The following is a 14,241-nucleotide window of genomic DNA, read 5'->3' on the forward strand; positions in this document are numbered from 1 at the left end:
ACCACTTAAACTCAAAAATTCTGAATAAAAGCAATTACTAAACAAACATTTGACTTATTTTACCTATATTCATTAGTCAAGATAAGTATTAATACAGATACGACTATTTGCGTTAGGGATTGAACGGTTTGTTTGAGCTCCTCGCAGAGAGCGAGTAGTGAAAGCCCGACCTTTAGGTAACGCCCAATATATTGTGGCTATTGTTTTATTTTATAAAATTCCCGCTTACGCAGGAATTTATTAACTTTCTGGTGCTAATTCCACTTCAAGACCTTCCATTTCTGGTGTCATTTGGATTTGACAACCTAAACGAGAATTATCTTTTACATCGAAGGCTTCAGATAGCATAGCCTCTTCATCATCTCCCATTTCCGGCAATTTGGTCTCACTTGTGACATAACATTGACATGATGCACACATTGCCATACCACCACATACTCCAATGGTTCCTTCTGGGGCAAGTTCGTAAGATCTTACCACTTCCATAAGGTTCATTGCCATGTCTGTTGGTGCCACTATATCGTGAGTTACACCATCTCTATCTGTAATTTTTATATTAATATCCTGCATTATTCAATTTTTGTACTATAAATTAAGCACGTCATTTGTCGTGCCACAAATTTAAGCTTTCTAATCTATTTACAAATAAGTTTGTCTATTAATTTAGTAGGAATTAAAAAGTGCTTTTAGGCTTCTATATTTATAACTTGTTCTATTTGGGGCGCATGCTTTTTTATAGTCATTTCTACACCAGATTTTAAAGTCATTTGGTTAACACTGCAACCAACGCAAGCACCTTGTAATTGTACTTTAACCAACTTATCATCTTCTATAGATAATAAGGAGATATCTCCTCCATCGCTTTGTAAAAAAGGACGGATTTCATCTAAAGCTTTTTCTACGTTTATTTTTAATTCTTCTGAAGTCATTTATTATTATTTTCTTTTCGCTCTTCTAAAGAAAAGAGAAATATGAAATTATTTATTTTTTTACTGCTGAACAACCTGCCATAGTTGTAATTTTAATGGCTTCGGTTGCTGGTAAATCATCATTTCGTCTTACGACTTCCTGAACCACGTTTTGAGTTAGTTTTTCAAACGCTTTTTCTAATGGTGTAGCCGTTTGTAACGCTGCTGGACGACCAACATCCCCTGCTTCTCTTATACTTTGCACTAATGGCAATTCGCCTAAGAATGATATTTCTAAATCTTCAGCTAGATTTTTAGCACCTTCCTTACCAAATATAAAGTACTTATTATCAGGTAATTCTTCTGGAGTAAAATACGCCATATTTTCTATAATTCCTAAAACAGGTACATTTATACTTTCTTGTTGAAACATAGCAACTCCTTTTCTAGCATCTGCTAATGCTATATTTTGAGGTGTACTTACTACTACTGCTCCTGTTATTGGTAACGATTGCATGATACTTAAATGAATATCTCCTGTTCCTGGAGGCAAATCTAAAAGCAAGAAATCCAATTCTCCCCAATGAGCATCGAAAATCATTTGATTAAGAGCTTTAGCTGCCATAGGTCCTCTCCAAACTACTGCTTGATTTGGTTGCGTAAAAAAGCCTATAGATAAAACTTTAACACCATAATTTTCTATGGGTTTCATTTTAGATTTTCCATCAATATTAACTGCTAAAGGTTTTTCTGCTTCAACATCGAACATAATAGGAATTGATGGTCCGTAAATATCGGCATCTAAAATACCTACTTTAAAACCCATTTTGGCTAAAGTAACCGCTAAATTCGCTGTAACTGTAGATTTACCTACTCCACCTTTTCCTGAGGCTACTGCAACAATATTTTTAATTCCCGGAATTGGATTTCCTTTAATAACGTTAGCTTTAGGTTTTGCAGGTGCTTCCACTTTTACATTAACTGTAATTTTAGCTTTTTCGTAAACCTGCTCATGTATGGTTTTAAGAATATCTACCTCTGTTCTTTTCTTTGCTTGTAAACTCGGGTTTTTAATAGTGATATCTACAATAACCTCATCTCCAAAAGTTATCACATTTTTTACAGCACCACTTTCTATCATATTTTGTCCTTCTCCTGGAACAGTAATATTTTCTAGTGCTTTTAATATATCTTGCTTGCTAAGTTTCATATTTTACTTGGAATTCTATTTAAATGCGCTCTATATGACATTGAAATTAGTATAACTTTTGTTATAACTATGGTTTTCAATAATTAAGAATCATTTTAAAATGCAAATATAGGTTGAAAAGTTAAGATTTTAAAGCTCTACAATCGAAATGACTTATAGAATCATCATCTTTCATGATTATACTAGAAAATGGTATGATTTATGTATAGGTGTATTTTCTTAGTTTTTAGATAATCAATACATGAAACAATTTACTATTTTTTTTACAATTTTTATTTCTTTTAGCGTTACATCCTTTGGACAAGGCAAACTAAAACAAGCTGAAGAAAGCTTAACAATAGAAGAAGAAATAAATAAGAGTATTACAAAACCAAAGCACAACACTTATAGCTCAAATAGTAACGACTCTGATGGTAATTTTTTAACTGAAGCTATTGCCCGTTTATTTGTTCATGCTTTTCTTTATGCGAGTTACTATGCTGTTATAGAAAGTCCTGTTGAACGTGAACACAGAGCTAGTAATGCTTTTATTACTAAACACCCTTATTCTAACTCTAATAAAGGAAATTACTCTTATAATTGGGACGATGACTCAGAAATATTTCGAACTACAGTTTCTAACAGATTTATATTTGAAACTAATAAATTATATGGTAATCATTTAAATATAGACATGAAACTTTTACAAAGGGTTGGTCTTGAAATGAACTACCTTCAACTCTGGGAAGAAAACGCAAATTTTAGAAACAACACTCTAGCTATTTATACTGCTTTGGCTAAATACCAACGTGTAAGAACGGAACGTTTTAATGCTTGGTGGGGATTAGGTGCTGCTTATATAGATGGAGATGTTGATGAGTTAGGTTTTACTTATGGTTTAGGAGCCGAATTATTTTTTACTAAGCCTTTTAGCCTTGAATCTAATTTTAATCAAACATTAATTAATGATAGCTCTGTTAATAAATTTAATGCTTTATTAAACTTCCACAAAAAGCATTACAAATTTACGGGTGGATATGAATACTTAAAAGTTGGAGATGTTAGTTTTTCTACATTTTCTGTTGGGGTTGGGGTTTCTTTTTAGTTATTTGATAAACTCCTAAAACCACTATATACGATCTAATAAAAACCCCTCCTTTATTATTTAATGAAATCCTAAAGACAAACTCAGGATAATAATTACAATTCCTGTGAAGGATCCCAAAACACCTTCTCAAGATTTTGAATTTGATTTTCAAAAACCTCAATACCTTCACTTTCTAAAAGTTGTTGCATAAGATTAGTACCATCAAAATGATGCTTTCCTGTTAATAATCCTTTTCTATTTACAACTCGATGCGCAGGTACATCTTTACCAACAGAACCATTCATTGCATAACCTACCATACGCGCACTTCTTGTTGCTCCTAAATATTTAGCAATGGCTCCATAACTGGTTACTCTACCATAAGGAATTAGCTTAGCGACTTCATAAACTTTATCAAAAAAATTTAAAGTTTCTGGCTTCATTACAGTAAATCTTTTATAATATTAACTAAAGTAATTACAGAAATAACACCTGTAACACCACCTATAACATAGTTCATGTTTTTTTGAGAGGTAAAATGCTTGCCTTTAATTTTATCAAAAAAGAACATGTATACATAGAGCATTACAAAGGTTCCCATGGCTGCTCCTGCTACATAGGATATAATATTAATTTGATCGAACGACATCCACCCAAACGATGCCAAAGTAATAGTCATATACGCTTGGTAAGGTATAGGAAAGACATTGATTCCCGACAAAAAGAGGCCTTGAAAAAAACGACTATGTTTACTTCTTATTTTGGGCTCTATTTGTTTTTTAGGTTGTGATTTTGCAATAAGTAAAAAATAGATAGTTATAAGCACAAAAAGAACAAAGGCTACGCGTTGTAAAACATCTATTACTTCTATATGTTTACTTAAATAACGTGCAAAAATAGCCGCTGCATAGGTTTGAATTACAACGATAACACAAACTCCTACAGAAAACACTATGCCTCTTACATGCCCTTCCTTTAGACTTATCTTAGCAGCAGTCATATTTAATAGACCTGGTGGCACAACTCCAATAAGAGCAATAATCAACCCTAAAAAAAAGATAAAAGTGATGCTCACAACTATTTAATTTTAAACCGAATATACGTAATTGGTTTGTTTTGTTCTAAATATTGTGACTCATAAAATGTCTGAATACTTGTTACTTCTTCCGGGCTTCCTTCTTGTTTGTATACGTTGTGATTAGCATATAAAACTTCATGTCCTGCTCCATGCAATAAACCAAGAGTATAGCCATGCATAAACTCACTATCCGTTTTTAGATTTACAACGCCTTCTGGTTTTAAAATTTGTTTGTATCGTTTTAAAAACTCGGCATTAGTCATACGATGTTTTGTACGCTTATATTTTATTTGAGGATCTGGGAAAGTAATCCAAATCTCATCGACTTCATGCTCTGCAAAAGCATGATCAATTAATTCTATCTGAGTACGAAGAAATACTACATTTGGAATGTCTTCTTCTACAGCTGTTTTAGCACCTCTCCAAAAGCGAGCTCCTTTAATATCTATACCTACAAAATTTTTATTGGGGTATTTCTTTGCTAATGCTACAGAATACTCTCCTTTTCCACACCCTAATTCTAAAACCAATGGATTCTCATTTTTAAAAACTGTAGTTCTCCAATATCCTTTTAAACTGAAATTTGAATTAACCAGTTCATCTCGTGTTGGCTGAAATACATTATCGAAGGTTTCGTTTTCTTTAAATCTTCTAAGTTTATTTTTGCTCCCCAAAATTTATTAACTATTTCTTATTGTTATTATAATTTTGGTAAAATTAAGGAAATATACGGCAGTCTATATATGCTTATCTTTGATTTTAGTGAAAAAACTTAAGAATAGCATAAATTCGTAATAAATTTTATAAATAAATTCAACTAAACTTAAGCATAAGCACTCCAAAATATTAAAATGACAAAACGAATTTTAGTTGCTCCTTTAAATTGGGGGTTAGGACATGCTACAAGATGTATTCCTATTATTAATGCATTAATCACTAATGGATTTGAACCTGTTATTGCCAGTGATGGCATTGCTTTAACTTTATTGCGAAAAGAATTCCCTAAGCTTTTGTCTATTGAATTACCTTCTTATAATGTAACATATCCTAGGAATGGTATGTATTTCAAACTAAAACTTATCAAGCACGCTCCTAAATTATTAAGAACTATTCAATCTGAAAAAAGGGTTATTAATCATATTTTAAAAGACCATGATATCTCGGGTATTATTTCAGATAATAGATTAGGAGTTCGTCACAAAAACGTGCCATCTGTATTTATAACCCATCAATTAAATGTTTTAAGTGGAAGCACCACATGGTTAAGCACTAAGTTGCAACAAAAAATCATAAAAAAGTTTGACACTTGTTGGGTCCCAGATACAGAAGGTGATATAAATTTAAGTGGTAAATTAGGACACATTAATTCTTTTATACTACCTACCACATACATTGGCCCCCTAAGTAGGTTTACTAAAAACACACATGAAATTAAAAATAGCTTAATGGTTTTAATTTCTGGACCAGAGCCCCAACGTACACTCCTTGAAAAAAAGCTTTTATTGGAACTTAAAAATTATTCTGGTAAAATGATTTTTGTTAAAGGTATTATAGAGAAAAAACAAACTATAGAAGTTGTTAATAATATGGTTATTTATAATTTTATGACTAGCTCTTTATTAGAAAAAACGATAAACGAAAGCAAGTTCATTATTTCTAGATCTGGCTATACAACAGTAATGGACTTAGCTAAACTTAATAAAAAAGCTTTTTTTATACCTACACCAGGGCAATTTGAACAAGAATATTTAGCCGAAAGACTTACCAAATTAAATTTAGTCCCTAGTTGTAAACAAAAAGATTTTACATTAAAAAAATTAGAGAATATCTCTTCTTTTAAAGGTTTAGAGGTTTTTGATTTTAAAGTTGATTTTAAAGAATTATTCGGCCTTTTCAAGAGTGAATGAAAATTCACTACCTACGTTATATTCGCTTTCTACATATATTTTTTCGTCGTGAGCTTCTATAATGTGTTTTACTATTGATAAGCCCAGACCAGAACCTCCTTCTCTTCTAGAACCACTCTTATCTACTCTAAAAAAACGCTCAAACAACCTAGGTAAATATACCTCTTCAATACCTTCTCCATTATCTGTTACTCGAACAATAACCTTATTTTTTATCAGGTTTTCAATGCTAATTTCTGTTGTTCCTTTCTCTCTTCCGTATTTAATAGAATTTACAATTAAATTAGCTAAGACTTGCTGTATACGTTCTTTATCTGCCCTAATCATTATTGGCTTAGGATAATTAGTATCAAACACAAGTGTAATACTTTTTTTAGCAGCTTTCATTTCAAACATATCAAATATGTTTTCTATTAACTCTATGATGTCAAACACCTCTAAATTTAGGCATAAATCTCCAACTTCTAATTTGGTTATCATATCTAAATCTTTAATAATATATCCCAGTCTTTCAATACCTTTACTCGCTCTTTCCAAATATTTTTCTCTAATACTTTTATCATTCATGGCACCATCTAACAATGTTAAAATATAACCTTGTACTGTAAATAATGGGGTTTTTAATTCGTGAGATACATTTCCTAAAAACTCTTTTCTGTATTCTTCTCTTACTTTAAGAGTTTCTATTTCAATTTTTTTATGTCGCGCAAACTTATCTATCTCTTGCGTAAGCGTTCTCATATCTGTGGTGATAGGTCCTTTAGTTAAACTTGCCGATTCAAGAAGTGTTAAATCATCATATATTTTTTTAACACGTTTATATATAAAACGCTCAACTCTAAATTGAATAATAAAAAAAGTGAAGAGGTATATACTAACTAAAAAAACTATTATATAAAACCACTTAAACTCATAGAAATAATATAAAAAAACACTCATTAAGAGCGTTATATATGTAGTTATATAAAGCGATGTATTCATCGCAAACCTGTATGACTTTTTAAATTTTCCTTGCATTAATCCACAAACTTGTAGCCAACTCCTTTTATTGTTTTAAAGCTATTATCTCCTAATTTTTCACGCAATTTACGAATATGAACATCAATAGTTCTTCCTCCTACTACAACTTCATTACCCCAAACAGCATTAAGAATTTCATCTCTTTTAAAAACTTTACCTGGCTTAGATGCTAATAAAGATAATAATTCAAATTCTTTTCTTGGTAAAATAAGTTCTTTTCCTTTTGAAGTAATTTTATATTCATCTCTGTTAATTACTAAATTACCAATTTTCATAGTATCCACTACATCTTCTTCTTTAAAACGTCTTAAAAGCGCTTTAACCTTGCTTACTAAAACTTTTGGTTTTATAGGTTTAGTGATATAATCATCTGCACCAGCATCAAAACCTGCAACTTGAGAATAATCTTCACCTCTAGCTGTTAAGAATGTAACTAACGTATTTTTTAAATCTGGATTATTTCTGATTAATTCACAAGCTTCTATACCGTCCATTTCTGGCATCATTACATCTAAAATAATTAAATGAGGAAGTTCTTTTTTTGCTTTTTTGACACCTTCTTGTCCGTTTTCAGCAGTGATAACTTGGTAGCCTTCATTTGATAAATTATATCCAACTATCTCTAAAATATCTGGCTCATCATCAACCAATAAAATCTTAATATCCTTCTTTTTCATATGCAATTCTTTATTCCTATTCACATGATTACATGCTTGTAAAATCTGTTTTTAAAGTAAAGATAAAGTTAATAACATTATTTTATTTAGAATTCTAAATTAATAACGTTAAGGTAACAAATAACTCACACTAATTTAAAATTCAGCTTAAAAATCAAACATTTAACCTTTTTTTGGCATTAATTTTGTGGTAATTTACTACATTTTTTAGGTTAAAAAAACGTATGAAAAAAAACTATTTTATCCTTTTAGTAATCACTTTAGTTTTTTTTATGCCCATTTTGTCATTGCTCAAAACAGCACGCCTATTAAACAAAATATAGACGGATTACACATATATAACCCTATTAATAGAACTACTTATCTTAACTTTTCTATTTCCTAAAAAATGTGCGAAATTTGCTCAGATAGAGGTGTATATATTATAAGGGTGACTAAAAATAATATAAGCGAAATACGTAAACAAATTATTATGTAGCAATCTTTAAATTATTTTAAGTAAAAACAATATCAAGCGGTAACGTTTTTTTTATTTTATCTACTTTTGTTTTTTAACAAAACATGATAGACACAAACACCATTTTTAATATTAGTAGTCAAACTGAATTCGAAGACTTAGCACTAGAAATCTTTAGATTTCAGTTTAAAAACAATAGTGTATATCGATCTTTTTGTGATTTGCTATATAAGCATCCTAGCGATGTAAAAACCATACAAGATATTCCTTTTTTACCTATTCAGTTTTTTAAAACTCATAACGTATTAAGCTCTAAAGAGAATATAAAAACAACATTTACAAGCTCTGGAACCACAGGAAACATAACAAGCAAACATCTGGTCACTAACTTAGATATTTACCAGCAAAGTTTTACAAAGGGTTTTCAGCAATTTTACGGTAACATTGAAGATTATGTTATTCTTGGTTTGCTGCCCTCATATTTAGAACGCAAAGGCTCTTCCTTAATATATATGGTAGATGCCATGATTAAAACTTCTAAACATTCTGAAAGTGGTTTTTATTTAAATAATATTTCTGAATTAAAAGACACACTAATCAAGCTTGATGCTAAAGGAAAAAAAGTTCTATTAATTGGTGTTTCTTTTGCTTTACTTGATTTAGTTGAAACTCATCAATTCCATTTAAAAAATACCATAATTATGGAAACTGGAGGCATGAAAGGTCGAAGAAAAGAATTAATTAGAACCGAATTACATAAAGCATTAAAAGATGGGTTTAACGTTGAGAATATTCATAGCGAATATGGCATGACAGAACTTTTAAGTCAAGGTTACTCCAAAGGAAATGGTATTTTCCGAGGTCCTAAATGGATGCATATTTTAACGCGTGATACCGAAGACCCTCTTACAATCCAAGACTATGGAAAAACAGGAGGTTTGAACGTTATTGATTTAGCCAATATAAATTCTTGTTCTTTTATTGCTACTCAAGATTTAGGTAGAGCAAATAACGATAACTCATTTGAAGTTATTGGACGTTTTGATAATTCTGATATTCGCGGATGCAATCTTATGGTACTATAACTGTAAGTTCTTCTTTTAGTTTCAGACATATTTTAAAACATTATATGTTATGAAAACACTGTTTCTTTTATTTACATTTAGTATTACATCGTTATTTGCGCAATCTACAGACTACAATTTAAAAAAAGGATTTATTGCTAATGGCTATGATGTTGTTAGTTATTTTAGCAATAAAGCTATTGAAGGCAAAAAACAGTTTACATCTACTTTCGATGGTGTTAAATATAAGTTTCTATCTAAAGAAAATCTGGATACATTCAATAAAAACCCTAAAAAATACACTCCTCAATATGGTGGATATTGTGCTTATGCTATCGCTTTAAAAAGCAGTAAGGTTAGTATAAACCCAAAAACATTTCAAATAAAAGATGGAAAACTTTACCTATTCTATAACGCTTGGGGAAACAATACTCTTGAATTATGGAAGAAAGAACATGCAAATAAACTGCAAAAAAAAGCTGACCAAAACTGGAAATCTATAAAATTTAAAAAATAACTTTTTTTATTTGTAAGATTTCGACAAATGCTACGACAAAAGTACCAGCTATGGAAAAGAAAAATTGGTTTATAGCTTTTGGTTAGATGTAAAGCCTGATTATTTTTAATCAGGCTTTACTAGTTTTTATATAATTTGCAATACGAAGTAGTTCTTTTTACCTCGTTGTAACAGCACAAATTTATTGTTTATTAAATCTTTAGCTGTGATTTTATAATCGTCTTTAACTTTTTCTTTATTTACAGAAATAGAATTTTCTTTTAGAGCCCTTCTTGCCTCCCCATTAGACTTTAAGAAACCTCCTTTTTCTGCTAAAGCAGCGATAATATCCATGCCTTCTTCAATATCTGACTGTGCTATTTTGGTTTGAGGTACACCATCAAAAACATCTAAAAAAGTTTGTTCATTCAACTCCTTTAAATCTTCACTAGTTGATTTCCCAAAAAGAATACTACTTGCTTTTATAGCATTATCTAAATCTTCTTTAGAATGAACCATAATTGTAATTTCTTCAGCTAAACGTTTTTGCAATAATCTTAAATGCTGTGCTTCTTTATGTTCAGATATAATATTGTTTATTTCGTCTTCTTTTAAAAACGTAAAGATTTTAATATACTTTTCAGCATCTTCGTCACTTGAATTCAACCAATATTGGTAAAATTTATAAGGAGATGTTCTTTTTGCATCTAACCAAACGTTTCCTCCCTCAGACTTTCCAAATTTAGAACCATCAGATTTTGTAATTAAAGGGCAAGTAATAGCGTATCCTTTACCTCCTGAAATACGTCTAATTAATTCCGTACCTGTTGTAATGTTACCCCACTGGTCGCTTCCCCCCATTTGTATAGAACAGCTATTTTCTTTATACAAATGAAGAAAATCGTAACCTTGCACTAATTGATAGGTAAACTCTGTAAAACTCATCCCTTCAGATGATTCTGAGGATATTCTATTTTTAACAGAATCCTTTGCCATCATATAATTTACAGTAATATGCTTACCAACATCACGTATAAATTCAAGGAATGAGAATTCTTTCATCCAATCATAATTATTAACTAAAACTGCAGCATTATCAGCATCACTTTCAAAATCTAAAAAATGTGCTAATTGTCCTTTTATAGCATCTTGATTATGGCGTAATGTTTTCTCGTCTAATAAATTACGTTCATTAGATTTCCCAGATGGATCACCAATCATTCCGGTAGCACCACCAACTAAAGCAAAAGGCTTATGTCCACATCGCTGATAATGAGCCAATAACATTATTGGTACTAAATTACCAATATGTAAAGAATCTGCAGTAGGATCAAACCCCACATAAGCACTACGCATACTTTCCATTAAGTGTTCTTCTGCTCCTGGCATAACGGTATGTATCATACCTCTCCATGTTAATTCTTCAACAAAATTATTTATCATCATTCTTATTTTTTACAAAACTATGGCAAATATAAAAATACGTGTATAATTACTCATGGATTATGAATAATTCTTTACATTAGTTGCATGATATTAGTAACGGGAGGAACAGGATTAGTTGGAGCACATTTACTTTATAAATTAGCTAGTAAGCATGAAAAAGTAAAAGCTATTTATAGAAATGAACATAGGCTTAACAATGTTAGAAATGTATTTTCTACCTATATTGATGATTACGAATCTCTTTTTAAATCAATTGAATGGATAAAAGCAGATCTTTTAGATATCCCAGCCTTATCTGAAACTTTTATAGGGACTTCCTATGTATATCATTGTGCTGCCTTCGTTTCTTTTGAGCCTAACATGTACAATATTTTAAGAAAAATAAATATTGAAGGCACAGCCAATATTGTTAATCTAAGCTTATCTAATAGTATTAAAAAACTTTGTTACGTAAGTTCTATTGCTACCTTAGGAAGTAAAATTAACAACAATGATATTAATGAAGAAACCACATGGAACCCCGAAGCAGACAATAATGTTTATGCTATAACAAAATACGGTGCAGAAATGGAAGTATGGAGAGGCACACAAGAGGGTCTTGATGTTGTAATTGTAAATCCTGGTGTTATTTTAGGCGCGGGCATTTGGAACTATGGTACTGGAAACTTATTTAAAAAAGCACATAAAGGGTTTAAATTTTTCACTAAAGGTACTGTTGCCCTTGTTAATATTCATGATGTGATTAACATTATGATAAAGCTTATGAATAGCGACATTATTAATGAACGTTTTGTATTGGTTGCTGAAAACTGGACTTATAAGAACTTTTTGCAAACCTTAGCTCAATCTGTAAATGCTAAGTCTCCTAAAAAACTAGCTAGTGATAGTTTTCTGAATATCCTATGGAAATTAGATTGGCTAAAACAAAAATTAACAGGCAAGCGTAGGCGACTAACTAAGCATTTAGTTAGATCATTATCATCTGAAACTAGTTATAATAGTGACAAAATAAAAATAGCTTTAAATTATAAATTTAAAGCTATAAATAAAAGTATCATTGAGATTGGAACTATTTATCGGAAACAGACTTAATTGAATCTCCTATTTTTTTTATTTTATTCTCTGGTAAGATGTTAACCAAAGAATCTTTTTTAGTTAAAGATGCAAGCGAATCTTCTTCTCTTTTCGTTTTCTCTTTCCACTCTTTTGCTTCTAAAGCTTTAAATTCAACTTTAAGCTTCTCTAAACTATCAGCTACCTTAGTATAAATTTCTTCGTATTCTTTTATATGAAACGCATAATAACTATTACTTAATGCAAATTGTAAACTATCAATATTATGCTGTGAAAAAACATAGGTATTTATATTGACACCTTTTTCTTTCATTATTTTTTTATTCTTTGAATTTGCAAAACCTATAAGTTTGGAATCTATCAAAATATCTACCATTTTTCCCTTAGAAATTAAATTCTTAGGTTTTTCTGGTTCTTTTAATTGATTATTACAAGCCATTACCATTAAGATAACACTCAAGCATATTATGAATCGTTTTAAAATCATCTATTAAAAGTTAATCGTTTTGCTGCTTTTACGTTATTAAACTTCGCGTTTTCATATACTAAACTACCGTTTAAAAAGGTATGAGTTATTCTAGATTTAAAAGTTGTTCCTTCAAAAGGAGACCAACCACATTTATATAAAATATTATCTTTATTTACCGTCCAAGGTTTATTTAAATCAACTAAAACCAAATCTGCATAATACCCTTCCTTAATATAACCACGTCTTTCAACTTGAAATAAAATGGCTGGATTATGACACATTTTTTCAACAACTTTTTCTATTGATATTTTACCTTTATGATACATTTCTAACATAGCAGGTAACGCATGCTGTACTAATGGTCCACCCGAGGGTGCACTTGTGTAAACGTTTTGTTTCTCTTCTAAAGTATGTGGCGCGTGATCTGTTGCAATAACATCAATTCTATCATCTAATAACGCTTCCCATAATTGATCCCTATCTGTTTTCGTTTTTACAGCTGGGTTCCATTTTATAAATGTTCCTTTTTTCTCATAATCCTCATCAGAGAACCATAAATGATGTACACAAACCTCTGCAGTAATTTTTTTATCTTTTAAAGAAATTTTATTATTAAATAAATTAGTTTCTTTACCTGTTGATAGGTGAAATACGTGAAGTCTTGCTCCTGTCTTTTTTGCTAGTTCTATAGCTCGTGAAGATGATAAATAACAAGCCTCCTCGCTTCTTATTATAGGATGATATTTAATAGGAATGTCATCTCCAAATTCTTCCAAATGTTTTTTGAAATTGTTTTTTATAGTACCTTCATCTTCACAATGTACAGAAATGAGCATGTTAGTGCTTTTAAAAATCTTCTCTAATACCTCAACATCGTCAACCAGCATATTCCCTGTTGATGATCCTAAAAACAATTTCAATCCTGCTACTTGATTAACATCTAACTTTAATATTTCATCTAAGTTATCGTTAGTTCCTCCAAACATGAATGAATAATTAGCAGATGATGCTTTTGCAGCAATTTCAAATTTCTCTTCTAATTTTTCAATAGTAGTTGTTTGCGGATTTGTATTAGGCATTTCTATAAAAGATGTAATACCTCCTGCTATAGCCGCTTTAGACTCTGTTGCTATATCTGCTTTATCAGTTAATCCTGGCTCTCTAAAATGTACCTGATCATCAATTACTCCTGGCAACAAATATTGCCCCTCTGCATCAAAAACTAGTACATCAGCAGATTTTGCTGTTATTCTTTTACTTATTTCTTTAATGTATTCGCCTTCAATTAAAACATCACCATTAAAAATGGTTCCTTCATTTACAATGTTTACGTTTTTAATAAGTGTTTTTTTTAATTCCATATAGCTTT

The 14,241-nt window shown here is 30.6% G+C and carries 16 protein-coding genes; 5 read left to right on the forward strand and 11 right to left on the reverse strand.

Features of this window, described 5'->3' with window-relative positions:
- Positions 1–240: 240 nt before the first annotated feature.
- From A8C32_RS00165 to A8C32_RS00175, 3 genes are all read right to left on the reverse strand, one after another.
- Positions 241–570: a 2Fe-2S iron-sulfur cluster-binding family protein gene (locus A8C32_RS00165; protein ID WP_069828430.1), complete on the reverse strand. Its 330-nt coding sequence runs from the start codon at positions 568–570 to the stop codon at positions 241–243.
- Between the two features lie 116 nt (positions 571–686).
- Positions 687–929, reverse strand: a complete 243-nt coding sequence (locus A8C32_RS00170) for a NifU family protein (protein ID WP_069828431.1) — start codon at positions 927–929, stop codon at positions 687–689.
- A gap of 52 nt (positions 930–981) precedes the next feature.
- Positions 982–2,118: an Mrp/NBP35 family ATP-binding protein gene (locus A8C32_RS00175; protein WP_069828432.1), complete on the reverse strand. Its 1,137-nt coding sequence runs from the start codon at positions 2,116–2,118 to the stop codon at positions 982–984.
- Between the two features lie 241 nt (positions 2,119–2,359).
- On the opposite strand from A8C32_RS00175, the gene A8C32_RS00180 reads away from it, so the two are divergent.
- Positions 2,360–3,202, forward strand: coding sequence for a hypothetical protein (locus tag A8C32_RS00180; RefSeq protein ID WP_069828433.1), 843 nt, complete (start codon positions 2,360–2,362; stop codon positions 3,200–3,202).
- A gap of 95 nt (positions 3,203–3,297) precedes the next feature.
- Here the strand turns inward: A8C32_RS00180 and A8C32_RS00185 are convergent, their stop codons facing one another.
- The 3 genes from A8C32_RS00185 to trmB are packed head-to-tail and all read right to left on the reverse strand — an operon-like array spanning position 3,298 to position 4,936.
- On the reverse strand, positions 3,298–3,627 hold the full coding sequence (locus A8C32_RS00185; RefSeq protein WP_069828434.1) for an MGMT family protein: 330 nt from the start codon (positions 3,625–3,627) through the stop codon (positions 3,298–3,300).
- Positions 3,627–4,259, reverse strand: coding sequence for a lysine transporter LysE (locus tag A8C32_RS00190; RefSeq protein ID WP_069828435.1), 633 nt, complete (start codon positions 4,257–4,259; stop codon positions 3,627–3,629). Before A8C32_RS00190 ends, A8C32_RS00185 begins: the two co-directional genes overlap by 1 nt.
- A 2-nt stretch (positions 4,260–4,261) precedes the next feature.
- On the reverse strand, positions 4,262–4,936 hold the full coding sequence (trmB, locus tag A8C32_RS00195; protein WP_069828436.1) for a tRNA (guanosine(46)-N7)-methyltransferase TrmB: 675 nt from the start codon (positions 4,934–4,936) through the stop codon (positions 4,262–4,264).
- 177 nt (positions 4,937–5,113) lie between these two features.
- On the opposite strand from trmB, the gene A8C32_RS00200 reads away from it, so the two are divergent.
- A complete protein-coding gene (locus tag A8C32_RS00200) occupies positions 5,114–6,169 on the forward strand; it encodes a glycosyltransferase (protein WP_069828437.1) in 1,056 nt (351 codons plus the stop codon).
- Here the strand turns inward: A8C32_RS00200 and A8C32_RS00205 are convergent.
- Both A8C32_RS00205 and A8C32_RS00210 read right to left on the reverse strand, forming a co-directional pair.
- On the reverse strand, positions 6,143–7,186 hold the full coding sequence (locus tag A8C32_RS00205) for a sensor histidine kinase (RefSeq protein WP_069828438.1): 1,044 nt from the start codon (positions 7,184–7,186) through the stop codon (positions 6,143–6,145). The two genes, A8C32_RS00200 and A8C32_RS00205, sit on opposite strands and share 27 nt — an antisense overlap.
- Positions 7,186–7,866 (reverse strand): response regulator transcription factor, encoded by a 681-nt coding sequence (locus A8C32_RS00210; protein WP_069828556.1) that lies wholly within the window; start codon positions 7,864–7,866, stop codon positions 7,186–7,188. Before A8C32_RS00210 ends, A8C32_RS00205 begins: the two co-directional genes overlap by 1 nt.
- A 561-nt stretch (positions 7,867–8,427) precedes the next feature.
- Between A8C32_RS00210 and A8C32_RS00215 the strand changes: the two genes are divergently transcribed.
- Entirely contained in the window at positions 8,428–9,408 is a 981-nt protein-coding gene (locus A8C32_RS00215; RefSeq protein ID WP_069828439.1) for a LuxE/PaaK family acyltransferase, read from the forward strand.
- A 49-nt stretch (positions 9,409–9,457) separates the two neighbouring features.
- A complete protein-coding gene (locus A8C32_RS00220; protein ID WP_069828440.1) occupies positions 9,458–9,904 on the forward strand; it encodes a YHS domain-containing (seleno)protein in 447 nt (148 codons plus the stop codon).
- Between the two features lie 126 nt (positions 9,905–10,030).
- Here the strand turns inward: A8C32_RS00220 and tyrS are convergent, their stop codons facing one another.
- A complete protein-coding gene (gene tyrS / locus A8C32_RS00225; RefSeq protein WP_069828441.1) occupies positions 10,031–11,326 on the reverse strand; it encodes a tyrosine--tRNA ligase in 1,296 nt (431 codons plus the stop codon).
- 87 nt (positions 11,327–11,413) lie between these two features.
- Between tyrS and A8C32_RS00230 the strand changes: the two genes are divergently transcribed.
- Positions 11,414–12,421, forward strand: coding sequence for an NAD-dependent epimerase/dehydratase family protein (locus A8C32_RS00230; protein ID WP_069828442.1), 1,008 nt, complete (start codon positions 11,414–11,416; stop codon positions 12,419–12,421).
- Here A8C32_RS00230 and A8C32_RS00235 read toward each other — a convergent pair.
- A complete protein-coding gene (locus A8C32_RS00235) occupies positions 12,399–12,890 on the reverse strand; it encodes a DUF4296 domain-containing protein (RefSeq protein ID WP_083253192.1) in 492 nt (163 codons plus the stop codon). The genes A8C32_RS00230 and A8C32_RS00235 overlap by 23 nt on opposite strands.
- Positions 12,887–14,233, reverse strand: a complete 1,347-nt coding sequence (locus A8C32_RS00240) for a dihydroorotase (RefSeq protein WP_069828444.1) — start codon at positions 14,231–14,233, stop codon at positions 12,887–12,889. The genes A8C32_RS00235 and A8C32_RS00240 overlap by 4 nt, the downstream gene beginning before the upstream one ends.
- Positions 14,234–14,241: the final 8 nt, after the last annotated feature.

It is taken from the genome of Flavivirga aquatica (assembly GCF_001747085.1).
GTDB classification, from domain to species: domain Bacteria; phylum Bacteroidota; class Bacteroidia; order Flavobacteriales; family Flavobacteriaceae; genus Algibacter_C; species Algibacter_C aquatica.

What these genes read in the sequence shown, in the direction of transcription:
- A8C32_RS00165 (WP_069828430.1), bottom strand. Translation starts at nt 570, where the DNA reads ATGCAGGATATTAATATAAAAATTACAGATAGAGATGGTGTAACTCAC.
- A8C32_RS00170 (WP_069828431.1), bottom strand. Translation starts at nt 929, where the DNA reads ATGACTTCAGAAGAATTAAAAATAAACGTAGAAAAAGCTTTAGATGAA.
- A8C32_RS00175 (WP_069828432.1), bottom strand. Translation starts at nt 2,118, where the DNA reads ATGAAACTTAGCAAGCAAGATATATTAAAAGCACTAGAAAATATTACT.
- A8C32_RS00180 (WP_069828433.1), top strand. Translation starts at nt 2,360, where the DNA reads ATGAAACAATTTACTATTTTTTTTACAATTTTTATTTCTTTTAGCGTT.
- A8C32_RS00185 (WP_069828434.1), bottom strand. Translation starts at nt 3,627, where the DNA reads ATGAAGCCAGAAACTTTAAATTTTTTTGATAAAGTTTATGAAGTCGCT.
- A8C32_RS00200 (WP_069828437.1), top strand. Translation starts at nt 5,114, where the DNA reads ATGACAAAACGAATTTTAGTTGCTCCTTTAAATTGGGGGTTAGGACAT.
- A8C32_RS00205 (WP_069828438.1), bottom strand. Translation starts at nt 7,186, where the DNA reads ATGCAAGGAAAATTTAAAAAGTCATACAGGTTTGCGATGAATACATCG.
- A8C32_RS00210 (WP_069828556.1), bottom strand. Translation starts at nt 7,866, where the DNA reads ATGAAAAAGAAGGATATTAAGATTTTATTGGTTGATGATGAGCCAGAT.
- A8C32_RS00215 (WP_069828439.1), top strand. Translation starts at nt 8,428, where the DNA reads ATGATAGACACAAACACCATTTTTAATATTAGTAGTCAAACTGAATTC.
- A8C32_RS00220 (WP_069828440.1), top strand. Translation starts at nt 9,458, where the DNA reads ATGAAAACACTGTTTCTTTTATTTACATTTAGTATTACATCGTTATTT.
- tyrS (WP_069828441.1), bottom strand. Translation starts at nt 11,326, where the DNA reads ATGATAAATAATTTTGTTGAAGAATTAACATGGAGAGGTATGATACAT.
- A8C32_RS00230 (WP_069828442.1), top strand. Translation starts at nt 11,414, where the DNA reads ATGATATTAGTAACGGGAGGAACAGGATTAGTTGGAGCACATTTACTT.
- A8C32_RS00235 (WP_083253192.1), bottom strand. Translation starts at nt 12,890, where the DNA reads ATGATTTTAAAACGATTCATAATATGCTTGAGTGTTATCTTAATGGTA.
- A8C32_RS00240 (WP_069828444.1), bottom strand. Translation starts at nt 14,233, where the DNA reads ATGGAATTAAAAAAAACACTTATTAAAAACGTAAACATTGTAAATGAA.